Source organism: Knoellia sinensis KCTC 19936 (assembly GCF_000768705.1).
GTDB classification, from domain to species: Bacteria; Actinomycetota; Actinomycetes; order Actinomycetales; family Dermatophilaceae; genus Knoellia; species Knoellia sinensis.
Map to the genome: position 1 here is coordinate 261,151 of NZ_AVPJ01000002.1, position 23,200 is coordinate 284,350.

23 protein-coding genes and 3 tRNA genes are annotated in these 23,200 nt (G+C 68.7%); 13 read left to right on the forward strand and 13 right to left on the reverse strand.

All coding sequences use genetic code 11. The features are described from left to right. The first annotated feature begins 11 nt into the window (after nucleotides 1-11). Together N802_RS04060 and N802_RS04065 are read left to right on the forward strand one after the other, a co-directional pair. Nucleotides 12-383, forward strand: a complete 372-nt coding sequence (locus N802_RS04060) for a DoxX family protein (RefSeq protein ID WP_035912516.1) — start codon at nucleotides 12-14, stop codon at nucleotides 381-383. Nucleotides 384-456: 73 nt separating this feature from the next. Further along, complete coding sequence (locus N802_RS04065) at nucleotides 457-1,335, forward strand: DODA-type extradiol aromatic ring-opening family dioxygenase (protein WP_035912517.1); 879 nt, start codon at nucleotides 457-459, stop codon at nucleotides 1,333-1,335. Nucleotides 1,336-1,423: 88 nt separating this feature from the next. On the opposite strand, the gene N802_RS04070 is transcribed toward N802_RS04065, so the two are convergent. Then, nucleotides 1,424-3,280, reverse strand: a complete 1,857-nt coding sequence (locus N802_RS04070; protein ID WP_052109409.1) for an MFS transporter — start codon at nucleotides 3,278-3,280, stop codon at nucleotides 1,424-1,426. Between the two features lie 141 nt (nucleotides 3,281-3,421). Further along, nucleotides 3,422-4,786: an FAD-dependent oxidoreductase gene (locus tag N802_RS04075; protein ID WP_035912519.1), complete on the reverse strand. Its 1,365-nt coding sequence runs from the start codon at nucleotides 4,784-4,786 to the stop codon at nucleotides 3,422-3,424. 139 nt (nucleotides 4,787-4,925) lie between these two features. Between N802_RS04075 and N802_RS04080 the strand changes: the two genes are divergently transcribed. Then, complete coding sequence (locus tag N802_RS04080; protein ID WP_035912522.1) at nucleotides 4,926-5,537, forward strand: dihydrofolate reductase family protein; 612 nt, start codon at nucleotides 4,926-4,928, stop codon at nucleotides 5,535-5,537. Beyond that, nucleotides 5,537-5,917 carry a nitroreductase family deazaflavin-dependent oxidoreductase gene (locus tag N802_RS04085; protein WP_035912527.1) on the forward strand — a complete coding sequence of 127 codons (381 nt, stop codon included), beginning with the start codon at nucleotides 5,537-5,539 and terminating at the stop codon, nucleotides 5,915-5,917. The genes N802_RS04080 and N802_RS04085 overlap by 1 nt, the downstream gene beginning before the upstream one ends. A 16-nt stretch (nucleotides 5,918-5,933) precedes the next feature. Here the strand turns inward: N802_RS04085 and N802_RS04090 are convergent, their stop codons facing one another. Next, nucleotides 5,934-7,661, reverse strand: coding sequence for a TIGR03767 family metallophosphoesterase (locus N802_RS04090; RefSeq protein ID WP_035912530.1), 1,728 nt, complete (start codon nucleotides 7,659-7,661; stop codon nucleotides 5,934-5,936). A gap of 134 nt (nucleotides 7,662-7,795) precedes the next feature. Here N802_RS04090 and N802_RS04095 point away from each other — a divergent pair, with 134 nt between their 5' ends. From N802_RS04095 to N802_RS04115, 5 genes are all read left to right on the forward strand, one after another. Beyond that, nucleotides 7,796-10,198: an ATP-binding protein gene (locus tag N802_RS04095; protein ID WP_169743391.1), complete on the forward strand. Its 2,403-nt coding sequence runs from the start codon at nucleotides 7,796-7,798 to the stop codon at nucleotides 10,196-10,198. Then, nucleotides 10,170-10,697, forward strand: a complete 528-nt coding sequence (locus N802_RS20985; RefSeq protein ID WP_156971279.1) for a helix-turn-helix transcriptional regulator — start codon at nucleotides 10,170-10,172, stop codon at nucleotides 10,695-10,697. Before N802_RS04095 ends, N802_RS20985 begins: the two co-directional genes overlap by 29 nt. 111 nt (nucleotides 10,698-10,808) lie before the next feature. Continuing rightward, nucleotides 10,809-12,203: an FAD-binding oxidoreductase gene (locus N802_RS04105; RefSeq protein WP_084071858.1), complete on the forward strand. Its 1,395-nt coding sequence runs from the start codon at nucleotides 10,809-10,811 to the stop codon at nucleotides 12,201-12,203. Continuing rightward, nucleotides 12,203-12,562: a cupin domain-containing protein gene (locus N802_RS04110; protein WP_052109410.1), complete on the forward strand. Its 360-nt coding sequence runs from the start codon at nucleotides 12,203-12,205 to the stop codon at nucleotides 12,560-12,562. The genes N802_RS04105 and N802_RS04110 overlap by 1 nt, the downstream gene beginning before the upstream one ends. Before the next feature lie 101 nt (nucleotides 12,563-12,663). Continuing rightward, nucleotides 12,664-13,803, forward strand: a complete 1,140-nt coding sequence (locus N802_RS04115; RefSeq protein WP_035912538.1) for a zinc-dependent alcohol dehydrogenase — start codon at nucleotides 12,664-12,666, stop codon at nucleotides 13,801-13,803. A gap of 97 nt (nucleotides 13,804-13,900) precedes the next feature. Here N802_RS04115 and N802_RS04120 read toward each other — a convergent pair whose 3' ends face one another. Beyond that, nucleotides 13,901-14,710, reverse strand: a complete 810-nt coding sequence (locus N802_RS04120; protein ID WP_035912541.1) for a DUF6299 family protein — start codon at nucleotides 14,708-14,710, stop codon at nucleotides 13,901-13,903. Nucleotides 14,711-14,961: 251 nt separating this feature from the next. Here N802_RS04120 and N802_RS04125 point away from each other — a divergent pair, with 251 nt between their 5' ends. Together N802_RS04125 and N802_RS04130 are read left to right on the forward strand one after the other, a co-directional pair. Beyond that, nucleotides 14,962-15,465, forward strand: coding sequence for a carboxymuconolactone decarboxylase family protein (locus tag N802_RS04125; RefSeq protein WP_035912543.1), 504 nt, complete (start codon nucleotides 14,962-14,964; stop codon nucleotides 15,463-15,465). Continuing rightward, nucleotides 15,455-15,688 (forward strand): (4Fe-4S)-binding protein, encoded by a 234-nt coding sequence (locus N802_RS04130; RefSeq protein ID WP_035912547.1) that lies wholly within the window; start codon nucleotides 15,455-15,457, stop codon nucleotides 15,686-15,688. Before N802_RS04125 ends, N802_RS04130 begins: the two co-directional genes overlap by 11 nt. A 60-nt stretch (nucleotides 15,689-15,748) precedes the next feature. Here N802_RS04130 and N802_RS04135 read toward each other — a convergent pair. The 8 genes from N802_RS04135 to N802_RS04170 form a co-directional block, all read right to left on the reverse strand. Beyond that, nucleotides 15,749-15,822, reverse strand: a tRNA-Phe gene (locus N802_RS04135). 94 nt (nucleotides 15,823-15,916) lie between these two features. Further along, nucleotides 15,917-16,411 (reverse strand): PGPGW domain-containing protein, encoded by a 495-nt coding sequence (locus N802_RS04140; protein WP_035912550.1) that lies wholly within the window; start codon nucleotides 16,409-16,411, stop codon nucleotides 15,917-15,919. Beyond that, nucleotides 16,411-16,734, reverse strand: a complete 324-nt coding sequence (locus N802_RS04145) for a DUF2200 domain-containing protein (protein WP_245613831.1) — start codon at nucleotides 16,732-16,734, stop codon at nucleotides 16,411-16,413. The genes N802_RS04140 and N802_RS04145 overlap by 1 nt, the downstream gene beginning before the upstream one ends. Nucleotides 16,735-16,825: 91 nt before the next feature. Beyond that, a tRNA-Asp gene (locus tag N802_RS04150) sits at nucleotides 16,826-16,899 on the reverse strand. Nucleotides 16,900-16,932: 33 nt separating this feature from the next. Next, nucleotides 16,933-17,005, reverse strand: a tRNA-Glu gene (locus tag N802_RS04155). A 196-nt stretch (nucleotides 17,006-17,201) separates the two neighbouring features. Then, the gene (locus tag N802_RS04160) at nucleotides 17,202-17,576 is read right to left on the reverse strand and encodes a GntR family transcriptional regulator (RefSeq protein WP_035912553.1); all 375 of its coding nucleotides are present in this window, start codon (nucleotides 17,574-17,576) and stop codon (nucleotides 17,202-17,204) included. Beyond that, on the reverse strand, nucleotides 17,573-18,505 hold the full coding sequence (locus N802_RS04165) for a hypothetical protein (protein WP_035912557.1): 933 nt from the start codon (nucleotides 18,503-18,505) through the stop codon (nucleotides 17,573-17,575). The genes N802_RS04160 and N802_RS04165 overlap by 4 nt, the downstream gene beginning before the upstream one ends. Before the next feature lie 92 nt (nucleotides 18,506-18,597). Next, nucleotides 18,598-19,650, reverse strand: a complete 1,053-nt coding sequence (locus tag N802_RS04170; RefSeq protein WP_035912558.1) for a PHP domain-containing protein — start codon at nucleotides 19,648-19,650, stop codon at nucleotides 18,598-18,600. A 123-nt stretch (nucleotides 19,651-19,773) separates the two neighbouring features. Here N802_RS04170 and N802_RS04175 point away from each other — a divergent pair, with 123 nt between their 5' ends. Further along, nucleotides 19,774-20,487: an isocitrate lyase/PEP mutase family protein gene (locus tag N802_RS04175; RefSeq protein ID WP_035912561.1), complete on the forward strand. Its 714-nt coding sequence runs from the start codon at nucleotides 19,774-19,776 to the stop codon at nucleotides 20,485-20,487. 90 nt (nucleotides 20,488-20,577) lie between these two features. Beyond that, nucleotides 20,578-21,864, forward strand: coding sequence for an alpha-hydroxy-acid oxidizing protein (locus N802_RS04180; protein WP_245613821.1), 1,287 nt, complete (start codon nucleotides 20,578-20,580; stop codon nucleotides 21,862-21,864). A 127-nt stretch (nucleotides 21,865-21,991) separates the two neighbouring features. Here the strand turns inward: N802_RS04180 and N802_RS04185 are convergent, their stop codons facing one another. Further along, nucleotides 21,992-23,197, reverse strand: a complete 1,206-nt coding sequence (locus N802_RS04185; RefSeq protein ID WP_035912568.1) for a cysteine desulfurase-like protein — start codon at nucleotides 23,195-23,197, stop codon at nucleotides 21,992-21,994. Nucleotides 23,198-23,200 lie beyond the last annotated feature (3 nt).

A 23,200-nucleotide genomic window follows, 5' to 3' on the forward strand; every position in this document is an offset into this window, starting at 1 on the left:
AAGGACTTCTCATGACCATCGCCCTCTGGATCGTCGCCGGTCTCCTCGCCGTCGCCTTCGCCGCCGCCGGCTTCATGAAGCTGACCTCCACCCCCGAGCAGCTCGCCGAGAAGGGCATGGGCTGGGCCCAGGACTTCTCGCCCAACACGGTCAAGGCCATCGGTGGCCTCGAGGTGCTCGCGGCCATCGGCCTCATCGTGCCGCCGCTCGTCGGCGTCGCCCCGGTCCTCGCGCCGCTCGCCGCCGTCGGCCTCGTTCTCATGATGATCGGCGCGCTCATCGTCCACGCCCGCCGTGGCGAGAAGCAGGCCTTCCCCGCCAACGCCATCCTCGGTCTGCTCGCGGCCTTCGTCGCGTGGGGCGGCTTCACCGCGGCCTTCTGAGCCGCGCACCCGCCCTGCGTCAGGCCCTCCCGATCTGCGGCTTCGTCCGCGACACCACGACAGGACTCACGTCATGACCAACCCCGCACACCTCGCCTCGCAGCACCGCCCCGCCGGCGCCTACGAGGACCTGCATGCGCGGGTCGTCGACCAGGCTCGCGCGCAGCGAGTGTGGACTCCGGACGACGGCGCGATGCCGGCGCTCTTCGTCAGCCACGGCGCCCCGCCCACGCTCGACGACCCCGAGTGGCTCGCTGACCTGTTCACCTGGTCGCAGAGCATGCCCAAGCCGCGCGCCGTCGTCATCGTGTCGGCCCACTGGGAGAACGCGCCGGTCGCGATCTCGGGTGCTGCTGCGGGAACGCCGCTGGTCTATGACTTCGGTGGCTTCCACCCCAAGTACTACACGTTGCAGTACGGAACGCCGGACGCTTCTGACCTGGCGCGTCGTCTGGCCGGGGTGCTCGGTGGCATCACGCCGATCCACCACCACGTCAACCGCGGTCTGGACCACGGCGCCTTCATCCCGATGATGGCGATGTATCCCGCCGCCGACGTCCCCGTCGTGCAGCTGAGCATGCCGAGCCTCGAGCCGGCCGCCCTGCTGCGGCTCGGTCAGAAGCTCCGGTCCCTGCGGGAAGAGGGCATCCTCGTGATCGGGTCGGGCTTCATGACCCACAGCTTCGCCGTGATGCGCGACCCGTCGCTGGCCGGTCACACGGCGGCCTTCGACGAGTGGGCCGCGGATGCTCTGGAGCGTGGTGACGTCGATGCCCTGACGGACTACCTGGCCAAGGGTCCCGGTGCCGCGGTGTCGCACCCGACGGCCGACCACTTCGTGCCGCTGCTCCTCACCATGGGGGCCGCGACCGATGCCGGTCGCCCGCAGGTGAAGACGGCCATCGAGAAGGTCCGCTTCCACAACTCGATCCGCTCCATCCAGGTCGCCTGACGTCTTCGACTTTGTGCCCCAGTGGGACAGGCCGTGAGGGCCTTCGGCCCAGCGGCCCTGTCCCACTGGGGCACAAAGTCGGGGTGGGTCAGCCCTTTCTGAGCAGGCGGACGTCGTCGGAGAGGTCGTCGGTCTGGACGATGATGACGTCGCTCTTGGCGTTCTTGACGACCTTGGCCGCGACGGAGCCGAGCACGCCCTCACCGTGTTCGCCGAGACCACGGTTGCCGACGACGATGAGGCGCCGCGGGTTGTCCGCCGAGGCCTGCAGGAGCGCATCGGAAACATCGCCCGGGACCAGCATCGAGTCATAGGTGCGGACCCGGTAGTGGTTGAGGTCGTTCACGGTCATCTTGAGGGCGTGGCGGGCGGCCTCCTCGCCGTAGATCTCCTCACGTCCCCGGTCGGGGTCGGGGGTGCCCTCGGGCAGATAGGCCGTGACGATCGTGAGGCGGCAGTTCGCGCTCGCTGCGATCTCCATGGCACGGTGCACGCCATAGAGGGTGTGGTCGGTGCCGTCGGAACCGACGATGACCCGCTCGTAGGTGCTGAGCTTCCCGGTGGGGGCGCCCAGCGGGACGATCGTCGACTCGTCGGCATCGCTGGGAGTCGTGACCCAGAGCATCGCCACTGCGCCGATGAGCATGAGGGCTCCTGCGAGGAACATCGCCTTCGTGGGGTCGTTGTCGAGCAAGTTCTGGTAGATCCAGCCGAAGGTCACCGTCTCGATGAGCATCGGGACGACGATCATCATGTTGAGGATGCCCATGTAGATGCCCGAGCGGCCGGGAGGCACCATGCTCGCGACCATGAGGTAGGGCACGCCGACGATCGAGGCCCACATGATGCCGATGCCGATCATCGCCAGGATGCTTGTGGTCTGGCTGTTGGCGGTCGAGAGCCAGATCATGCTCAGGCCACCGAGGACGAGCGCGGCTGCGTGCGTGAATTTCCCGCCGTACCTCTGGACGAGGGGCAGCAGGGCGAGCGCCGAAATGGCGCAGACGAGGTTGTAGGAACCGTTGAGCAATCCGGACCAACCTGCCGCTTCGTTTTGCAGGGTGGCCTGAGCCTCCGGATCACTGACACCGAAGATCGAGCGGCCAACGCTCAGTGCGACGAACTGCCAGTAGATGAACATCGCATAGAACTGGAACATGAAGACAAGGCCGATCTTGTGCATCGCGAGCGGCATGACCTTCACGGCACCGGCGATGTCCTTGACGAAGCTGCCGATGCCGCCCTTGGCCTCGGCCATCTCGGCGAACTCCTCCTCGCTGGGCGTGAGTTCTATCCGCTTGCGCATGGCGATGAACATCGTGATCGCGATGCAGATCGCGCCGAGCCAGAAGCAGACGTAGGCCCAGTAGGGGATGCCGTTGGGAGCGAGACCGGGTGCGGCCTTCTGGAAGGCGAAGATCGAGAAGTTCGCGAGGACCGCTCCGGCGCCGGTGAGCATGCTCTGGATGAGGAAGCCTCGGGCCAACTGGTTCTTGGGCAGCCGGTCCGAGATGAGCGCGCGGTAGGGCTCCATCGAGGTGTTGTTGCCGGCATCGAGCAGCCACAACCCGAGGACGCCGAGCCAGAGAATTGAGATGAAGGGGAAGACGATGCACAGGGCGATCATCACGACGGACCCGGCGAGGATGTAGGGCCGGCGACGGCCCCACCGGTCGGACCAGGTGCGGTCGGACATCGCGCCGATGAGCGGCTGGATGAGCAGGCCGGTCATCGGGCCGGCAAGGTTGAGGAGGGGCAGGCTGTGCCCGTCAGCGCCCATGGCCGTGAAGAGCGGGTTGATGGCCGTCTGGGTCAGCGCGAAGCTGAACTGCACTCCGAAGAACCCCGCATTCATCATGAAGATGTTGCGTTGGGTCATGAGCGGTTTCCGCTCAGTGACCTCCTGACTTTCGGCGACGTGCGGCCCTGCTTCGGTGACGGTCATGAGAACTCCTCGGCATCGTTGACGAGTGGTGCTTGTGACGCGGATCACGCGACTCTCGGAGGATAGACCCGGAAATGGCAGCGCGCCCGCCGAGCTGTCGAGCGAATTTGTGCTAATGCGAGGTAGGGCGGGCGTGTGAGTTCAGAGGGTTGCGAGGACCTCGTTGAGCGCCTCCGTCGAGCTCGGGTGCGTCCAGATCCCGTCGCGCAGTTCGGACGCCGTCACCCCGGCCCGCATCGCGAGGGCGACAAGGTTGACGATCTCTTGGCTGTCCACGCAGAACAGGGCAGCCCCCAGGACGAGGTCTGACGAGGCGTCGACGACGACCTTGATGAGTCCACGCGTGTCCCCGACGATGCGCGCACGGGGCATGGCGGCGATCGCGTCGATGGCCTTGCGGGCGACCTTGACGTCGCGACCGGCTTCGCGGGCCTCGCGTTCGGTCATCCCGACGCGTGCCAGGGGCGGCGTGATGAAGGTCGTTGTCGGCACGGCGACGCGGTCGCTCGTCGTGCGTGCGCCGTCGCCCACGAGCTGGTCCTTGACGATGCGATGGTCGTCGAACGACACATAGGTGAACTGGGGTCCGCCGTTGACGTCGCCGACCGCCCAGACGCCGTCGACCGAGGTCCGCAGGTGCTCGTCGACACGCACAGCACCGTTGTCCCCCAACGCGATTCCCGCTGCCTCGAGCCCCAGGTCGTCCGTGGCCGGACGGCGTCCCACCGCCACGAGCACACGGTCCGCGGTCAGGGTGTCGCCACCTTCGAGGCGGACGAGGGCCGCGTCGGCGCTTTCCTCGACGCGCTCCACGGTCGCACCCAGCATGAACGTCAACCCCTCCTCTTCGAGGACCTCGCGCACCGCCGCCGCCACGTCGTCGTCCTCCTGGGGCAGCAGCCGATCCACCGAGTCGACGACGGTGACCTCCGACCCGAACTCGCGATACGTCGCGGCGAGCTCCAGCCCGATCGCACCCGCGCCGATGACGACGAGCCGCCCCGGCAGGTCGGTCTCGTCGATGAGCTTGGTCGACGACACGACGCGCGGTCCATCCAGGCCGGGGATGGGCGGGATCATCGGCACCGCCCCGGTGTTGATGATGATCCGCTCGCTCGTCACCCGCACGATCTCCGCGCCGGCACTCACCTCGATCTCATGGGGGCCAACGAACCGTGCCCGACCCATGAGAACGGTGGCGGTGTCGTGGGAGTCGACCATCGAGAAGTTCTTGCCACGGAGCAGGCTGGTCAGCGCGTTCTTGCGCTCGATGGCGTCGAGGTAGCGGACCGGTGCCGGCGCGGAGGAGTCCGCGGACCGGTGGGCCGACTCCACGAGCGCCTTGGTCGGCACGCACCCGATGTTGATGCACGTCCCTCCGACCATCCCCTCCGACTGCTCGATCATCAACACGGACTCGCCGCGCCCCGCGAGGAACGCTGCCAGCGTCTTCCCGCCCTTGCCCCAGCCGATGATGATCGCGTCGTAGTTCGTCGCCGTGCTCATGCTCGCGACCCTAGTGGCCGGGGGCGCCGCACCCCAGCCCCACGAATTCGGACGTGCCCAGCGCGCGTGCGGACATGGGCACTGTCGGGGGCGGACGGCATACGCAAGACTTCGAGGACACTCAGCGAAGGGACACCCAATGCAGAGCGTCATGATCGACTTCATCATCAGCCTCGACGGCTACGCGTCGGCCGACGGCTGGCCCGGGCTGTGGGGCGTGGAGAGCCCCGAGTACCTCGCGTGGCTCGAAGCGGACGACACCGACTACGACGTCCTCATGGGCGCGAAGACGTATCGGCTCATGTCGGACTTCGCCGCGCAGATGCCGGACGACCCGGGCTTCCAGGCGATGGCGGCGATGCCCAAGGTCGTCTTCTCATCGACCCTTGACGAGCCCCTGTCGTGGGCGAACACCGTTCTCGTGACGGACGATCCGGTCGGCTGGGTGCGTTCGCGCAAGGAAAGTGGTGAGCGACCGATGCGGACGCTCGGCAGTCTTTCCGTATGCCGTGCGCTCCTGTCCGCGGGGCTCGTCGACCGTTTCCGCGTGGTCGTCTTCCCGTTCATCACGGGCGCGACCGGGCAGGAGCGGATCTTCGACGGCTACCCCGACGTCGGTCTCGAACTCGTCGAGAGCAAGACGTTCGACAAGGGGATGCAGCTGCTGACCTATGTGCCAACGATCCTGGATCGACCACCTGCTGGCGGGATGGGCAGCATGCCGGAGTCACAGCCCGACGCGGGGCGCTGATGGCGCGGCCACCCGCGGGGGCGAAGTACTTCAACCTGCTCGCCGTGCAGGTGGCTGGGCGGCCCTTCGTTCCGGTGTTCGCGGTGGTGCGGCACCGTGGGCGCACGAGTGGGCGTGAGTACTCGACGCCGGTGATCGTGCTCAAGGCACCGGGCGCGTTCGTCGTCCCCATCGTGTGGGGCAAGGAGTCGGACTGGGTGCGCAACGTGCTCGCAGCCGGTGGTGGGACTGTGCGCTACAAGGGGCAGGACCATGCGGTCACGGACCCGCAGATCGTGGGTGTGGAGGAGGCCCGGGCGGCGGCTCCGTCACTCCTCCATGGAGCGCTCGAGCGCCTCCCCGGCGGTGGCGACTTCCTCCGGCTACGCCGGGACGGCTGAGGGGGCGGCGACCCGCTCAGGCACGCGGGTTCACGAGGAGCAGCTCGGTGTTGCGGTCGCCCGCGCCACCCTCTGAAGCCAACGCCGCGTGGATGTCGTTGAACGACAGCTCCCGGTAGAGCGAGGCCAATGCTGTTTGCGAGCCCGACTCGTAGGAGGCCTGATACGGAGCGGCCGACTCGATCAGTGTCGTGAAGAGCGACAGCGTCCCGTCCTTGTTGTCGCAGACGTCGATGATGCGAGCCTGCTGTGGGAAGTCGATGTGGGAGGCGGTGTTGATCTCCCAGAACGCGCGGCGCGGATCCGAGTGCCCCTGCGCCACAGGCGAGTTCACGTGGGTGTGGCCGTTGACCCAGGCCAGGACGTTGGGGAAGTCGTGCAGCATTCGCAGCAGGTCGAAGCCTGCGTGCCGGATCTCTGGCTTCGCCGGATCCATGAGGATGTTGTTCATCGTGCCGGACGTGTGGTGGCTGAACAGGACGAAGTACTCGTCGGTGACGGAGTGCTTGTACTTGATCCCCCAGTCCCAGTAGGTGCTGGAACCGGCCCTCAGTCGACGCTTGAGCCAGCACCACTGCTCGTCACCGATCGACCCCTCAGTGAAGCCGGCGTGGTTCGTCGAGTCCATCGCAATTCCGGTGACACCGGGGGCGATCGGGAAGGCGTAATAGCCGCGACCGGTCGCCGCGGCCTCCTCGTCGAAGCCGTGTCCGAACGGACCAGGGCCCGTGTATGCCGTCCGCCGGTGCCTTTCGATGTAGTCCCTCGGCGAGAACGGCCGGCGGCGCTCGTCGGGGGTGACGCGCCAGCTCGACGTCATCGTGCCGCCGGTGCCGAGGATGGTGGTGCTGCCCCGGCGAAGAGCATCCTGAAGGGCGAGGTTGCTCGTGCCCTGCGCGAAGCCGGTGAACTTGAAGTGGCCCGTGTAGGCAGCATCGAGTCCCAGGATGTTCGACGGGAGTGTGCCCTGGATCGAGTCGTCGTGGTTGCCGAAGACGGAGTACCACGGGGTGTCGAGCCCCTCGCTCGTGTGCGGTGCGGTGGCGCGCGTGAAATAGCCTGGGAGAGTGGGGAATCCGGCCTTCTTGTAGCGGTCCTGAACGGTGATTTCGGGGTTCCAGTAGTTGCTGTCGCCGCCGGACTGGACACCCTCCCACTGGGAGGCATCGCCGGTGTTCGCCGTGATCCGGCCACCACTCATCACTGACAGGAACCAGTCGAGCTCGATGTCCTCGCGGTTGTCGGTGTTGTCGCCGGTCGAGACGACACAATCGAAGGTGCGGCCGCTGAAGGGGCCTCGCTTGATGTCGTTCACCCGCTTGACCAGCTGCGCGGCACCCTGGGTGCCCAGCGCCTCCTGCGGCCGGAACGCCGACGGTGCGACGTCGTGAAGGAACTCGAACCGCAGCGGCGACTGCGCGTCGACCATGTGCAGGTCGGTGAAGTGGACGATCGAGGCCAGTGGGGTGCGTCGGTCGTCACGGTCGCCCGTGCCCGCGGCAAGGTCACTGCGGACGGTGAGTGGATACCCGGGTCCGGCCTGGAGGCGCCGATACCCCGACGCGCCCGCAGGGGAGGCAGCCTGCTCGAGGGTCGTCCCCGCGATGCTCACGGCGCGCTGGGCACCGAGCCGCAGCGCCCGGTCCCGCGCGAAGGCTGACGTGCCCTGGCCGCAGCTCAGGGCGATGGTGCCGAGCCCTCCGGCTCCGGCGAGGAGGAGTGAGCGGCGGTTGATCGACGACACGATGGAGCTCCTGACGGTTCGGCGCGGTGGGTGGAGCAAACCTATTCAGGTCAGATGACCTACAGGTGACTTACGAGCAGCCGATTTCTGTCGCGATGGTCTGCGGCACGTCAAGTTCGAGTACGTTCGCGAGCATGACCGGTGCAGTCCACGAGGTGCCGCTGGTCGGGCGAGAGGCCGAGCTGGACGCCCTCCGTGCGGCGGTCTCGTCGGCCGCCGACGGTCGACCTTCCGCGGTGCTGCTCGCGGGCGCCGCAGGGTCCGGCAAGTCACGGTTGGTGCAGGCGGCAATCGAGGAACTCGGCGAGGACTCCGCTCTCATCCTGCGCGCCCAGTGCGTCGACGTCGGCGAGCCTGGCCTGCCCCACCTCGTGCTCATGGACCTCGTCCGCGCCATCCGCACAGCGGGGTACGAGGTCACCCCGGACGTGGCGGCCCTCGACGGGGGCGACACCTCGGCCCCGTTGCAGTCCTACGACGCGATGGTCGGACTGCTCGGCACCCTCGGGAGCGCCGACCGGCCAGTCGTCTTCGTCATCGAGGACGTGCACTGGATGGACTCCTCGTCTGCAGCGTTCCTGACGTTCCTGTTGCGGCGCATGGCTTCTGAGCACCTTGCCGTCATCGCAACGGTGCGCACAGACGCCGCGACGGGCCAGTCGCGAGTGCGCCAATGGCTCAGTGAGGTGGGCAGAATCGCGGCCGTGAGCCGGCTGGATCTCGAGCCGTTCACGCAGACGGAAGTCACGGCATACCTCGCACAAGCGGGCGGCGGAGCGGTGGAGCCCGCAGCGGCAGCCGAGGTCATGCGGCGGACCGGCGGCAACCCCTACTTCGTCGCGGCGCTGGCGACCGGCCCCCACGACCGGGCAGTGCCGCCGGCCCTGACCGACCTTCTGGTCGGCCGGGTCGACGCGCTCTCGTCGACGGCGCGCGACCTGGTTCGTGCCGTGGCCGTGGGGTCGCCGCCGGTCCCCGATCCGGTGCTCCGTCGCGTTGTGGCGCAGGGCGATCGCGTGTCCGACGAGGTCGTGGATGTCGGCCTCCGCGAGGCCCTCGGTGAGGGGGTTCTGACGACGGATGGCGTGGGCTATGCGCTCACCCACGACCTCATGCGCGATGCCATGCGCCACGACCTCCTCCCGGGTGAGCGCCAGCGACTTCACGCGGCCTACGCCGCGACCCTGGAATCAGGGTCCGGGACCACTGACCCCGTGCACGTTGCCGAGATCGCGCACCACTGGTCGGAGACGCAAGACGCGGCCCGAGCGCTGACGTGGTCGGTGCGCGCGGCTGGAGATGCCATGGAGGTGCTCGCGCCCGCGGAGGCCCTGCTCCAACTGGAGCGCTCCCTGGCGCTCTGGCCGGTCGTCGCGGTGCCTACGGAGGCGGCCGGCATGAGTCATGCCGAGCTCGCCACGCGTGCCAGCCGTGCCGCGGGGCTCGCGGGGGAGCGGTCCCGGGCCATCGAATGGGCCAGCCTGGCGGTACGGCTCAGCGACGCGACGGAAGACGCCGAAGCAGGCGTGAGAGCGCGGGCCGAACTCGTCCGCCAGCTCATCGTGGCGGAAGCCACCGATCACGCTGTCGCGCAGAGCGAAGACGCGATGAGGCTGGCACGGCAGCCGGGTCGGAGCCCGGTTGCAGTGGCCACCGCCGAGGTCATGCTGGTCCGCGCCCTCCTCGCGGACCGTCGCACTGCCGAGGCTCGCGACCGCGTTCCGCACGCGATCGCGGCCGCCCACGACGCCGGAGCCACGGGCATCGAGATCGACGCCCTCGTCACCGCAGCCTTCCTCGACGAGACCGCAGGCGACGTCGAGGACGCGGGGAAGCGTCTCCGCAGGGCAATCTCGTTGGCACGGGCTTCTGGTGAGTTCGCGGCCGAGCTGCGCGGGCACTACACCCTTGCCTGCCTGCACTACTACAACGGTGACGTCGCAGGCTCACTCCCAGTCCTGCGCGCCGCGCTCGGCCGGGTCTCCGACACGGGATTGCGGTGGAGTGAACACGGTGTCGAGCTGCGGATCCTGCTCGCCGTGTCCCTGTATGCCGTCGGCGACCTCGCTGGGAGCGCCGCGGCTTCCGCGACCGACCACTTGGGCGAGCCGCCCGACGCCGCAGCGGCTCGCCTCGCGGCGGTCGGGTGCTATGCGGCGGTGGCGATGGATGAGCCGGACGTGGGCGACCGTCTGCTCGAGCTCGACTCGAGTTGGGATGCCGATCCGCAGGTGGCTCTGGTCGCCGGTGGCTGCCGCGCCGACCACCTCATCTGGACCGGTGACCCCGCAGGAGCTGTGGCGGCCGCCGAGCGCGCACAGCAATACCTCGACACGACCGTGGGCGAGGGGATGTATGGCGGACTGTGGCTGTCCGCCTTGGGTCTCGCCGCGCTCGCGGACATCGCAGTGACGGGTCGTCAGGCGCGCGACCACGCCGCGGTCGAGGGGGCGCTGCGTCAGGGGGAGGTGCTCCTCGACCGGGTGATGCGGCTCATCCAGAGTGGTCATGGTCGACCCGGCGACCTCGGGCCCTGAGGGGCGGGCCTGGCACGCCCGGGCAGTTGCCGAGCATGCCCGCCTGCGCGGCGAACCCGCGGTCGAGGAGTGGCGTGCGGCGGTGCAGGCGTTCGGCTACGGGCAGGCCTACGAGGTGGCGCGCGGGCAGTGGCGGCTCGCTGAGGCCCTCGCGCAGGTGGGCGAGCGTGATGAGGCGCGGGCGGTGGCGGGGGAGGCTGCCGCCGCAGCAGGGCGGATGGGCGCTGCGCCGCTGCAGCGGGCCATCGCCGCCATGTTGCAGGGCGCCCGGCTCGCCCCGACCGCAGCGCGTGCCGACGGTGTGCTGACCCGGCGTGAGCGTGAGGTCCTGGCCCTCGTCGCCGAAGGCCTGACGAACCGTGAGATCGGGCGACGCCTCTACATCAGTGAGAAGACGGCGAGCGTCCACCTCAGCAACCTCATGGCCAAACTCAACGTCTCCAGCCGGACAGAGGCGGTGACCGTGGCGGTGCGCCGTGGCCTGCATGAGGTGACCTAAGGGATCTGAGGTCGGACTGCGTGAATGCCTCATGTGCCCGACCACCCCTCAGCTCCAGATTCGAGGGAGGCCGCACCACCCGGGTGCGGCACCCACGACAGGGAGCAGCACATGGACACCTCGACACGCGCACAACTCGCTCGTGAACTGCGCGGCCGTGCCTTCGCCGGAGACGACCCGGCCGCAGCGCCGCATCTCACCGGCTTCAACACTTCCGTCACCCACCGCCCCGGCGTCCTGGTGACCGCCGAGAGTTCCGAGGACGTCGCAGCCGCAGTCCGGCATGCCGTCCGGTCCCGTCTCGCGGTCGCCGTCCAGGCGACGGGCCACGGGGCAGCGGCGCCCGTCGGCGACGACACCGTCCTCATCACGACCGACGCCCTGCGGGACGTCGAGGTCGACCCTGAGCGCCGGGTCGCACGCGTCGAGGCCGGCGTCCGCTGGCGGCAGGTCATCGACGCTGCCGCGCCACACGGACTCGCGCCGCTCAACGGCTCGTCGTCGGACGTCGGGGTGGTGGGCTACACGCTCGGCGGCGGGATGGGGCACCTCGCCCGACGACACGGCTTCGCCGCGGACCACGTCCGTTCCCTGGAGCTCGTCACGGCCGCCGGGGAGATCCGCACCGTCACCGCCGAAAGCGACCCTGACCTGTTCTGGGCCGTGCGCGGCGGTCAGTCGAGCTTCGGCATCGTGACCGCGCTGGAGTTCGACCTCGTGCCGGTGCCCGAGTTCTTCGGTGGGGCATTGATGTTCACCGGAGACGCCATCGAAACGGTGCTGCGGTCATGGGCCATGTGGGCTCCGACCCTGCCCGAGGACGCCACGACGTCCGTCGCCCTCCTTCGACTGCCGCCCATCGACGACGTGCCGCCGCCCTTGCGTGGGGTGGTGAGTCTCGCGGTGAGATTCGGATTCGCCGGGTCCGCGGACGCCGGCGAAACGCTCATCGCCCCGATGCGGACCGTCGCCGAACCCACTCTGGGTGGCATCGGTCCGATGCCCTACGCCGCCGTCGACGCCATCCACATGGACCCGACCGAACCGATGCCGGCGGTCACCCGTGGCGGACTCCTGCGCGAACTTCCACCTGCCGCCATCGACAGCCTCTTGGCCGTCGCCGGACCGGGCGTGGACGTGCCGCTCGTCATGGCCGAGCTGCGGCTCATGGGCGGGGCGCTCGCGCGAGCAGCAGCTGTTCCCAACGCTGTCGCGGGTCGCGAGGGCGCGTTCGCGGTGACGGCCATCGCACCGGCACCCCCTCCGTTGGCGGAGGTCGCGCCTCTCGTCACCTCCGGCGTCATCAGTGCTCTGGAGCCGTGGTCGACGGGCACCAATCTCGTGAACTTCGTCGGCAGCTCCGACCCCGACGCGATCCGCGGCGCTTGGACGGTCGACACCCTCGACAGGCTGCGACGGGTCAAGGCAGCCGTGGATCCCGCCAACGTCTTCGGTGGTGCCCTCACGGCCGAGTCGACGCTCGAGCCGACTGCGGTGGGTGCGTGATGAGCCGCCTGCCCGTCGTCGTCGAGGCGGGCTCGGGAGACCGTGTCGGCAACGTCGAGTTCCTGGCTCGCACCCAGGACACGCCGTTCTTCAACCTCGCGATCATCGTCCTGCGCCCCGGTCAAGGCGTCGACAGCCATGTCCACGACGCCGAGGACGACTCGTTCTATGTCCTCGACGGGACGCTCACCGTCACCCTCGGGGAGGAACGCAGGCAACACCGAGCGGGGCCGGGAACGTTCGTGCTCGTGCCGTGCGGCACCGCCCACGAGATCCGCAATGAGGGAACGGCTGACGTACGGATGCTCAACGTCCACTCACCCGGCGGCTTCGACCGGAGGATCGGACTGCGCGGCTGAGCCGTACGTCCGAGCCCAGCGGGACGGCATACACACTGGATTCGTATGCCGTCCCGTCGCCTTGCGCTGTACGTCTGCGACACAGCCCTGAGAGGAACTCGATGCGCGAGTTGAACTTCGTCCGATCCGGTCAACTGGAGTGGCGTGATCGTCCAGATCCCGTCCTGGAGAACGGAACCGACGCCCTCGTGCGTCCCTTTGTCGCGAGCCGGTGCGACGGAGACACCCTCCCGATCCACCGCTCCGTGTCACGGGGCATGCAGGCCGGCTTGAGGCTCGGGCTCATCGATCCGGTTGTTGCCGCCATCACCGGTGACGTCCCGTTCCGGGGGCCCTTTGGGATCGGCCACGAGTCCATCGCCGAGGTGACCGAGGTCGGTCCCGAGGTGCGTGACCTCAACGTCGGCGACGTCGTCGTCGTGCCCTGGGCGCTGTCGTGCGGCTCCTGCCGCGAGTGCCGCCTGAGGCTCACCGCCAAGTGCTCGACGATGCGTGAGGAGAGTCCCGGTCGAGCGCTTGCGGCCTTCGGGTTCGGGCCGGCGTCCGGACCATGGGGTGGCATGGTCGCCGACTCGTTGAGGATCCCGCACGCCGAGCACATGCTCGTCCGCGTGCCAGAGGGTGTCGACCCGCTGAGGATTGCGGCAGCGAGCGACAACCTCACCGACGCCTGGCGGTCGGTCGTCCCGCCGCTCCGGGAGCGACCGGGCGGACGGGTTCTAGTCCTCGGCGGTGGCGGTCAGAGCATCGGCCTCTATGCGGCTGGTCTCGCCGTGGAGCACGGCGCGGAGGTCGTCGACTACGTCGACACTCGCGATGCCCGGCTCGAGGTCGCCGAAGCGCTCGGGGCCCGCGTGCACAAGCTGGCCAAGGGGGCGCGCGCCCCCTTCCCCGTTCAGGCCAATCACTTCGACGTTGCGGTGGAGGCGTCATCGACGTCACGCGGACTACGACGGGCCCTGCGCGCCCTGCGGCCCGGAGGCATCTGCACCGGCACCGGCTACTACCTCTCGCCGGGGACGAAGCTTCCCGTCATGGACATGTACGCCACGAGCGCCACGCTCCGCGTGGGCGTCTCCCACGTTCGCCCAGTTCTGCCCGACCTGCTCGATTTCGTTGCGACGAGCGGCTTCCCGGCCGAGAAGGTCACCAGCCTGCTCGCCGACTGGGAGGACGCTCCCGAGGCCTACGCGGCATACACCACGAAACTCGTGCTCCATCGGGCGCGCATCACGGGGTGACATCGAGGCGAAGGCGAGCGAACGGCATACGTGGCTCTCACAACGTCAGCGTGAACGGTCGCAAGAGCCACCGTTCACGCTGACGTTGTGGGTCGTACTACTTGCCGTTGCGGCTCAGCTGAACCTTGCCGGAGGCTTCGACCACAGCGCACTCCGCGAGGCCGCACGCGAACGCGACGGAGAAGTTGGCGGCCTTGCCGCCCGAGAAGAGGCCGTTCTCGGAGAAGACGAACGCCTCCCAGGTGTGGGTGGAGCCGTCACACTCGAGCGGGTTGACGAAGAAGAACCCGTTGATCTTCACGCGCCCAACGGTCTGGGTGAGAGTGCCCGAGACGTCCGAGTTGAAGCCGTCGGCGTTGGTGCAGTTGTAGGTGCCGGTGATGCGCGCCGTGCCGTCCTTGTAGGCGACGCCCCTGGGGTCGACCGTGAGGGCCGCCGTCGGTGCGGGCGGGAGCTCTCCGAAGGTCATGGAGAGGTTGCCGCCCTGGGCTGCGCTGTCCGAGAACGCCATGACCGAGTAGGTGGTCCCGGCCTCGCCGCGCACCCCGACCTGGCCCGGACCGCAGGCGACGAGGTTGCCCTCGTTGGGGTCGCCCGCCGTGACGATGACGCCGGCGGTGTAGTCGGAGGCGCTCACGTCGGCGAGGAAGCCGTCGCCGGTGATGTCGGTGTAGGTGAACCACACGCTCGCGTTCGTGGCGGGTGCGCCGCACATCCCGTTGAGCGACGCGTCGAGGGCGTCGGTCGTCGCCTCGGTGGTGTCCTGCTCGATCGTCGTCGGAAGTGACCCGACAACGGTCGCGCCGGCAAACGTGTCGTTGGCGGGAACGGCTGCGCTGGCGGACGTTGCAGTGAACGGGACGAACAGCAGTGTTGCGGCGAGCGCCGCGGCAGAGCGGAGTTTCATTGTGGATCCCCTCTTGACGTGAGGGGAGCCCCTGCACCCCTCGTGCGCACACAGTAGGGCTGTCGGCGCTCGCCGGCACCTCGAACGACGACGACACGCGGCCCGTGGTTTTTCGGCGGAGACTGTCCAACCGGACCGGAGTCCTTGGCAGACCACGACGCGGCACCCGGGATCGGGTCCACGCTGTCGTGCTGGCCTATGAAACGGGGATCGTCGTGCCCGGTGGAGCGCCCAGCGATTAGGGTCGGATCATGGATGCCCCCCGCTGGGTCTATGCAGACAAACAGCAGCCCTCGATTCACGGTGCAATGGCCGCGGTGTCGAACGAGATCAGGGTCCGGGCCGACGCGGTGGGGATCAGCAAGATGGTTCTCGAACTGGTGAACCTGCGGTCATCCCAGATCAACGGGTGTGCGTTCTGCCTCCACCTGCACACCCACCTCGCGCTGCGCGGTGGGGAGTCGCCGCAGCGCATCGCAGTGTTGCCCGCATGGCGCGAGGCCGACCTGTTCACGGAGGTGGAGCGGGCCGCACTCACGATCGCGGAGGCGGTCACGCGGGTTTCCGAAGGGCATCTCACCGACGACCAGTACGACCTGCTGCGCGAGATCCTGACGGACGACCAGCTCGCCCTGCTGATCTATGCCGCGTCGATGATCAACGCCTTCAACCGCGTCTCGATCCTGAGTCACCACCCCGTCACCCACCGGGAGTCGTTCGGCACCCCGGTCACAGGAGGCACCCATGGCCCGTAAGACCTACACCGGTCCGCTCGTCGACGTGACGGACGATCGCGAACCGTGCATCCACTCCACGGTGTGCGTGCGGGGGATGCCGAGCGTCTTCGACACGAGTCGACGACCGTGGATCGACCCGGGGGCGGCAGACACTCCCGAGCTGGCCGACCAGTTGCGGGAGGTGGTGGGGCGCTGCCCCTCCGGCGCGTTGCTCATCCAGGAGCACTCGACGCACGAATAGGCCGTCGGAATGACGAAACCGCAGGTGTGCACACGGCATACCTGCGGTTTCGTCGTTCGGTGGCCAGGGACGGGGTCGAACCGTCGACCTTCCGATTTTCAGTCGGACGCTCGTACCAACTGAGCTACCTGGCCGTTGCCCTCTCGGGCACGGCGACTATACCTGAGGCTTCGCCGCCTACCGAATCGTGTCCCCGGTGGTGGTCAGCGGCCTGAAGCCAGTGCCGTTTCAGTCGGAGTCGTGTGGATCGCGAGCCTCCTCGTCGGCCTGCTCGATGGTGACCGTCAGCGCGGCGAGAGCCTCAGGCTTCCCGTGGAACCGGCGATAGCTGTAGATGAGGAGGCCGAGGGTGATCGCCGCCGAGACGAGCAGAGTGATTCCCGCCCAGAAGCCGCCCGGCAGCCACCAGCTCTCCGGCGCGGGCCACCACGAGGGCGCAGGGGGATCGAGGATCCACAGGACACCGCAGCCGACGAGCCCGGCGACGACGAGCACGGACCAGATCATCCGCAGCGGGGCCTGCACGCTCTCCGCAGCTTCACGGAGGGCCCTCAGTCGCACTGGCTCGAGCCGGCGGTGGGCCCATTCGTGCTGCCGCGAGAGCAGGGCGAGGCCCGCGAAGATGCCGAGCAGACCGGGTCCGGGCAGGAAGATCGCCGCCACGCCGGCAATAAGGAGCACCCAGCCCAAGGTCTCGAGGGCGACCCGCTTGAGACGTCGCATCAGCGGCGCAGGACCTTCTCCATGGGGCGGCCCTTGGCGAGTTCGTCGACGAGCTTGTCGAGGTAGCGGATCTTCTGCATGAGCGGGTCCTCGATCTCCTGGACCTTGACCCCACACACCGAACCCGTGATGAGCGACGCGTTCGGGTTGAGGCGCGCCGCCGCGAAGAAGTCCTCGAAGCTCGTCTCCTCGGCCAGGTGACCCTTGAGCTCCGCGTCATCGAACCCGGTCAGCCACTCGATGACTTCGTCGAGCTCCGCAGTCGTTCGCCCCTTGCGCTCCACCTTGGTGACGTAGTGCGGATAGACCGAGCCGACCGGCATACGGAAAATTCTGTGACTCACCCGTCGAGCGTAGCCCCGCCCGGCATGACGAGAGCCCCACACCATCTGGTGTGGGGCTCTCGTGACTGTGCGACCCCGACGGGACTCGAACCCGCGACCTCCGCCGTGACAGGGCGGCGCGCTAACCAACTGCGCTACGGGGCCTTGCTGGTGCAAGACCTGGACTGCTGTACTGCGTATCCCCAACGGGATTCGAACCCGTGCTACCGCCGTGAAAGGGCGGGGTCCTGGGCCGCTAGACGATGGGGACCCTATCTTTCGAAGGATCCGCCACTGTCGCGCAGCGCGCGGGCGCTCGGATCCGTCGTGGACTCGGAAAGCATAAGGGACGATTGCCGAGGTTCCAAAACGGGATCTGCGGGCCCGGTTCCATGGGGCCAAACGCGCTCTATGTTGCGCCTTTGGCCCCATCACTTCCGGCCGATTCCGTATGCCGTCCGCCCACCTCAGGCGCGTGCCTCCCGGAGCGCTGCCCGCACCAGGTCGATGGCCGCCGAGTCGCTGAGGCCGGCCCGAGCAGCGCTGGTGGCGTAGGCCGCGGCGCTGCGGTGGAGGGCCGTGTCGGTGGCGTGGCCGCCAGGGGCGACGACCGTGCCGGCGCGGCGACCAGTGGTGACGAGACCCTCGGCCTCGAGCTCCTTGTAGGCCCGGGCGACGGTGTTGACGGCGATGCCGAGGTCGGCGGCGAGGGCGCGCACGGTGGGGAGGCGGTCGCCCTCGGCCAGGGCACCGGCGCCGATGAGGCCCGCGAGTTGGGCCCGCACCTGTTCGTAGGGCGGCTCTGCGGCCGAGACGTCGACGGTGATGACGAGTTCGGTCATGAGTGGGCCTTCGACTGGGGCGGAAGGGCTCCGTCGGGTGCCGCGCTGGGGTCCAGCGGTGCGGTGTCGATCGCCGCGAGCTCCTCGCGGGAGCCGACCGATCCACCCAGCGCGAACAGGGCCACGAAGATGAGCGCGACGGCGGGGGCGTACAGGGCAAAGGCCGTCCACTGATAGAAGTCCCACGGCGACCGCGGAGCAGTTTCGCTGGCACCGCGCAGCAGTTGGCTGACCTCGTTCATGTCCCCGGCGATGGCGAACAGAGCGACGCTCCCCGCCACGGCGAATCCGAAGGTGGTGGCCCTCAGCACCCGCGAGGCGTCCCGGGCGCGTAGCAGGGTGTCAGTGGGTTCGGCGATGCGTGGCCGGTCCCGAATCTCGCGCAGGGCCCAAGCTGCTGCCGCAGCAAGGACAACGCCGGCACAGGTAGCAGGCGCCATGACCGGCCACCCGGGGAAGCCCTGCAGGACGGCGCTCTCGTCGCCGTGCCGGCGGACCAGGGTCGTGCCATCGGTGGCCATGAGGCTCGCTGCCAACCATGCCGTGACGGCGATGCCGCCACTCACGAGGGCCGCGATGCGTTGGTGCGGCACCCGGGCAACGAACAGTCGGCGCGGCGCGATCGTCGCGTGGCGGATGGTCCCGGGAGCGGGCAACCGGCTCAGGCGGGAGCCCAGGGCCGTTGTGATGACGACGACGGCGCACTGGACGAGGAAGGCGGTTGGTGCCCTGCCTGCGAAGCCTTCATCATCCTGGCGAGGGAACACGAGGAATGTCACCGCCAAGGCGAAGATCGAGGCGTTCGACGCGCGCGACGCCCACACGGGTCCCCGCCTGCGCATCACGAGGACGATGACGAGCGCGACGACGACGTAGCCCACCAGGAATGCGCCCTGCACCGCCAACTCGCGGATCACTGGGTCGACCATGCGACAACTCCCTATGTCTCAATGTATTAAGGCATTGAGACATAGGGAGCTCGTGCTGTCAACTGGACCCGGCAGAAGGCTCCATCATTGGGTCAGGCGGGGTTTGCCCAGGAGTGAAGCCGGTCGGCCTCCCAGGTCGTGATGATGCGATCCCACGGCACGCCGAGGCGCTCGGCCCGCTCGCACCCGTAGGCCTTCATGTCGAGCTGGCCGGGGGCGTGGGCATCGGAGTCGATGGAGAACAGGCAGCCGATCTCGAGGGCGAGTGCGATGAGATCGTCGGGCGGATCCTTGCGCTCCGGGCGGCTGTTGATCTCGACGGCGGTGTTGCCCTCGAGGCACGCCTCGAACACGGCTCGCGCGTCGAAGTCCGACTGTGGACGCGTCCCCCGGGACCCCTCGACGAGCCGCCCCGTGCAGTGGCCGAGGACGTTGACGCGTGGGTTGAGGGCGGCGTTGACCATTCGCTTGGTCATGGGCGCGGAGTTCATCTTCAGCTTGCTGTGCACCGAGGCGGTGACGAAGTCGAGCTGGCCGAGCATGACGTCCGTTTGGTCGAGCGAGCCGTCGTCCAGGATGTCGACCTCGATCCCCTTGAACAGTCGGAACGCCTCTCCCACACCGCGATTGATCGCATCGACGATGGCGATCTGCTTGGTGAGCCGTTCGGCGGTCAGCCCGTTGGCGACGCGCAACTGGGGGGAGTGGTCGGTGAGCACCATCCATTCGTGACCGAGTTCGATGCCGGTGAGCACCATCTCGTCGATCGGCGAACCGCCGTCGCTCCAGTCGGAGTGGAGGTGGCAATCGCCGCGCAACGCGGCATACAGGTCCTCACCTCCTGAGACGAGTGGGCCGCCGCTCTTGTCCTGCAACGATTCCAGGTATGCCGGGAGCTCACCTCGCGCAGCCTCCTCCACCACCGCGGACGTGGACTTCCCGATCCCGGGGATCTGCTGGAGCGTGCCGGCTTCGACTCGGTCGTGGATCTCGGCTTCGCCGACTTCCTTGAGAGCCTTGACCGCCTTGCGGAAGGCCTCGACCCGATACGTGCCAGCGCGGTTGCGCTCGAGGAGGAAGGCGATGCGCCGCAGCGCGTCGGCGGGTTCGACGGGAGCCTCGAGCGGGGGCAACAGCGCAACCATGCCCCCATCCTCCGACTTTGTGCCCGATTGGGACACGCCGGGTCGGCCGTAGGCCGCCGCCGCGTGTCCCAATCGGGCACAAAGTCGATGCTGCATGTCGGGGGGGAGAGGCAGGATTGGCGCATGACCTCACTGACGCCCTTTGCTGAGCTCCACGCGAGCGACCTCTTCGTCATGCCCAACGCGTTCGACGCCGGGTCGGCGAAGCGGCTCGCGGAAGCCGGCTACCCGGCCATCGCCACCACGAGCCACGGGCACGCCGCCACCTTGGGCAAGCCCGATCTCGAGGTGACGCGTGATGAGTTGGTCGCGCACGTCGCCCTGCTCACGAGCGTCGTCGACGTGCCTGTCAACGTCGACTCCGCCGACTGCTTCCCCAGGGAGGAGGGTGGGGTCGCCCGGACAGTGGAGCTGCTCGCCGAGGCGGGTGCGAGCGGCCTGTCGATCGAGGACTACGACCCGGTGACGCAGGCCATCGTGTCGTGGGACGAGGCCGTGGCCCGCGTGGCAACGGTCGTCGAGGTCGCGCATGCGCACGGCATCGTCGTCACCGCTCGGTGCGAGTCCGTTCTCTACGGGTTGGGCGAGGATCCGATCGAGCGCCTTGCCGCCTATCGGGATGCCGGTGCAGAAGTGCTCTTCGCACCTCTGGTCAACGACGAGGCGGGCATTGCGGCCATCGTCGCGCTGGGCGCCCCGGTCAACTTCCTGGCGGCAGGTGACCACCCCTCCGTCGCGCGCCTGCGCGAACTCGGGGTCCGTCGCGTGTCCACCGGTGGCGCATTGACGACGGCGGCCTACGACGCCGCGGTCGCCTACGCCCAAGCCCTCACCTGACGCAAGCCGCGCGGGCACGGCTAGTTTTGCGGGGTGAGCCAGCCGACCAGTCCAGAATCCGCCGCGGGACCAGGGCGTACACGCCAGAGCGTGATCTATCGACGCGGGACGCTCGGTCAGCCGCCGCGTGTCCCGACTGACCCGACGGAACTCGAGTCACGTGCGCGGAAGGCGATGAGCGACAAGGCCTGGGCATACGTCGCCGGCGCTGCTGGTGCGGGTGCCACGGCGCAGGCGAACCGGGCAGCGTTCGACCGCTGGCAGATCGTGCCGCGGATGTTGCACGGCAACACCAGGCGCGACCTGCGCACCGAGATCCTCGGAACGCCACTCGCGGGATCTGTCATGGTCGCCCCGGTCGGTGCGGCAGAACTCGTGGCCCCGAAGGCCGACATCGAGATCGCGCGCGGCGCCTCGGCCGCCGCGACTCCCTACATCGTCTCCACGCAGGGCTGTTCGCCGATGGAGGAGACGGCTGCGGCGATGGGGGAGACGCCGTGGTGGTACCAGCTCTACTGGTCGACCGACGAGGCGCTCGTGGACTCCCTCATCGGACGGGCGGAAGCTGCCGGGGCGCGCGCCCTCGTCGTCACGCTCGACACGACCATGCTCGGCTGGCGAACCCAGGACCTCGACCTCGGGTCGCTGCCGTTCACGCAGGGTGTCGGCATCGCGCAGTACACCTCCGATCCCCGCTTCATGGAGATCGTGCGCGAGCGAGTGGCTGCTTCGGCTGCCGCAGGCGTCGAGGCCGAGTCGCCGCTCGCCGGCACACGTGGAGCAGCCAAGGTGCGGGCCGCCGGTGGTGGGGCACGCACGCTGCTCAGTCAGGCCCGACGTCACCCCGGCGGCACCCGCGACAATCTCCGTTCCCCTGAACCGCGGGCAGCCGTCGAGACGTTCCTCGACATCTATTCAAACCCCGGCCTGTCCTGGGGGCACCTCGAGACGCTGCGCGAGCGGACCCGAATTCCGGTGCTGCTCAAGGGAATCCTTCACCCTGACGATGCCGAGCGCGCGCTTGACCTGGGCGTCGACGGCATCATCGTGTCGAACCACGGCGGTCGTCAGGTCGACCGATCCATTGCCTCGCTCGACGCGCTCATCGCGATCCGTGAGCGCATCGGGCGCGATCCCGTGGTCCTTCTCGACAGCGGTGTCCGCACCGGCGCGGACGTCTTCGTCGCCCTTGCGCTCGGTGCCGATGCCACGCTCATCGGGCGCCCGCACATCTATGGCCTCGCCCTCGACGGCGCCGACGGTGTCCGCGACGTCCTCGACAACGTCATCGCCGAACTCGACCTCACGATGGGCCTGACCGGAGCCGCCTCCATCAGGGACATCACCCGCGAGGCTTTCCTCCAGCCCCGCCCCTGAGTGTCCTGGAACCGCGGCCATGCGTGGGCCTCAATGGCTGCGTCCCGATCTCACCGAATTCCTCGACCAGGGACACAGAGATCGCGTGCCCAACCGAGGAACTCGGTGAGATCGGGACGGGGGGCGATCAGGAACCCGTGATCTCGGCGACGGCGGCGAGGAGCCGGTCGACGTCGCTGTCGTCGGTGTAGGGCGCGAGACCGACCCTCACCCCGCCCTCGTCACCGAGCCCGAGGTGCCGCGACGCCTCGATCGCATAGAAGTGACCGGCGGGAGCGTTGACACCGCGTTCGGCCAGACCTCGACGCACCTCCTGCGCGGTCAGGCCCTCGACCGTGAAGAGCAGGGTCGGCGTGCGCTTGCGAGCATTCGAGAAGAGCCGCACGGACGGCATACCGCGCAGTCCTTCCTCAAGGCGCGTGCGCAGCACGTGTTCGTGGGCATCGAGCACCTCAAAGCTCGCCAGCACCCGCTCGCGACGCGAACCGGTCGCCGACGGATCCAGTCCGGCGAGCACCTCCACCGCCGCCGTCGTCCCGGCGAGCAGCTCATAGGGCAGCGTTCCCAACTCGAATCGCTCAGGCACGTCGTTCGTGGACGGCAACAACTTGTCCATCTGCAACGTCTCGAGGAGTTCAGGTGCAGCGGCCACGACACCAACGTGCGGACCCAGGAACTTGTAGGGCGAGCAGGTCCAGAAGTCGACCCCCAGCCCTTCGAGGTCCACGGATGCGTGCGCGGTCGCATGGACACCATCGACCCAGTGCAGAGCGCCGACCTCGTGGACGGCCCGGGCGATCTTGCACACGGGAGGCTTCGTGCCGATGAGGTTGGAGGCACCGCTCGTCGCGACGAGCCGGGTCCGGTCCGTGAGCAGCGAGGTCACAGCAGCGGAGTGCAGCTCCCCAGTGTCGGGCTCGAAGTCGGCCCACTTCACGACAGCGCCGACGGCTTCGGCGGCCTGGACCCAGGGCCGGATGTTGGAGTCGTGGTCGAGACGGGTGACGATGACCTCGTCGCCCGGCTTCCACGTGCGCGCCAGCGCCCGCGAGAGGTCATAGGTCAGAGCCGTGGCACTCCGACCGAAGGCGACGCCACGGGGGTCGGCCCCGAGGAGGTCGGCGACGGCAGCTCGCGCGTCCGTGACCACGGCTTCCGCACGGCGCTCGCTCGCGGTGACATCGCCCCGGTTGGAGATGGCCGAGACCAAGGTGTCGTGCACGGCCTCGGCGACAGGGGTCGGCGTCTGGGATCCGCCGGGCCCGTCGAAGTGTGCAGCGCCCTCGTCCAGCGCTGGGAAGAGCGCGCGGACGGCCGTGACGTCATAGCTCATGAC

What these genes read in the sequence shown, in the direction of transcription:
- N802_RS04060 (WP_035912516.1), top strand. Translation starts at nt 12, where the DNA reads ATGACCATCGCCCTCTGGATCGTCGCCGGTCTCCTCGCCGTCGCCTTC.
- N802_RS04065 (WP_035912517.1), top strand. Translation starts at nt 457, where the DNA reads ATGACCAACCCCGCACACCTCGCCTCGCAGCACCGCCCCGCCGGCGCC.
- N802_RS04070 (WP_052109409.1), bottom strand. Translation starts at nt 3,280, where the DNA reads ATGACCGTCACCGAAGCAGGGCCGCACGTCGCCGAAAGTCAGGAGGTC.
- N802_RS04075 (WP_035912519.1), bottom strand. Translation starts at nt 4,786, where the DNA reads ATGAGCACGGCGACGAACTACGACGCGATCATCATCGGCTGGGGCAAG.
- N802_RS04080 (WP_035912522.1), top strand. Translation starts at nt 4,926, where the DNA reads ATGCAGAGCGTCATGATCGACTTCATCATCAGCCTCGACGGCTACGCG.
- N802_RS04085 (WP_035912527.1), top strand. Translation starts at nt 5,537, where the DNA reads ATGGCGCGGCCACCCGCGGGGGCGAAGTACTTCAACCTGCTCGCCGTG.
- N802_RS04095 (WP_169743391.1), top strand. Translation starts at nt 7,796, where the DNA reads ATGACCGGTGCAGTCCACGAGGTGCCGCTGGTCGGGCGAGAGGCCGAG.
- N802_RS20985 (WP_156971279.1), top strand. Translation starts at nt 10,170, where the DNA reads ATGGTCGACCCGGCGACCTCGGGCCCTGAGGGGCGGGCCTGGCACGCC.
- N802_RS04105 (WP_084071858.1), top strand. Translation starts at nt 10,809, where the DNA reads ATGGACACCTCGACACGCGCACAACTCGCTCGTGAACTGCGCGGCCGT.
- N802_RS04110 (WP_052109410.1), top strand. Translation starts at nt 12,203, where the DNA reads ATGAGCCGCCTGCCCGTCGTCGTCGAGGCGGGCTCGGGAGACCGTGTC.
- N802_RS04115 (WP_035912538.1), top strand. Translation starts at nt 12,664, where the DNA reads ATGCGCGAGTTGAACTTCGTCCGATCCGGTCAACTGGAGTGGCGTGAT.
- N802_RS04120 (WP_035912541.1), bottom strand. Translation starts at nt 14,710, where the DNA reads ATGAAACTCCGCTCTGCCGCGGCGCTCGCCGCAACACTGCTGTTCGTC.
- N802_RS04125 (WP_035912543.1), top strand. Translation starts at nt 14,962, where the DNA reads ATGGATGCCCCCCGCTGGGTCTATGCAGACAAACAGCAGCCCTCGATT.
- N802_RS04130 (WP_035912547.1), top strand. Translation starts at nt 15,455, where the DNA reads ATGGCCCGTAAGACCTACACCGGTCCGCTCGTCGACGTGACGGACGAT.
- N802_RS04140 (WP_035912550.1), bottom strand. Translation starts at nt 16,411, where the DNA reads ATGCGACGTCTCAAGCGGGTCGCCCTCGAGACCTTGGGCTGGGTGCTC.
- N802_RS04145 (WP_245613831.1), bottom strand. Translation starts at nt 16,734, where the DNA reads ATGCCGGTCGGCTCGGTCTATCCGCACTACGTCACCAAGGTGGAGCGC.
- N802_RS04160 (WP_035912553.1), bottom strand. Translation starts at nt 17,576, where the DNA reads ATGACCGAACTCGTCATCACCGTCGACGTCTCGGCCGCAGAGCCGCCC.
- N802_RS04165 (WP_035912557.1), bottom strand. Translation starts at nt 18,505, where the DNA reads ATGGTCGACCCAGTGATCCGCGAGTTGGCGGTGCAGGGCGCATTCCTG.
- N802_RS04170 (WP_035912558.1), bottom strand. Translation starts at nt 19,650, where the DNA reads ATGGTTGCGCTGTTGCCCCCGCTCGAGGCTCCCGTCGAACCCGCCGAC.
- N802_RS04175 (WP_035912561.1), top strand. Translation starts at nt 19,774, where the DNA reads ATGACCTCACTGACGCCCTTTGCTGAGCTCCACGCGAGCGACCTCTTC.
- N802_RS04185 (WP_035912568.1), bottom strand. Translation starts at nt 23,197, where the DNA reads ATGAGCTATGACGTCACGGCCGTCCGCGCGCTCTTCCCAGCGCTGGAC.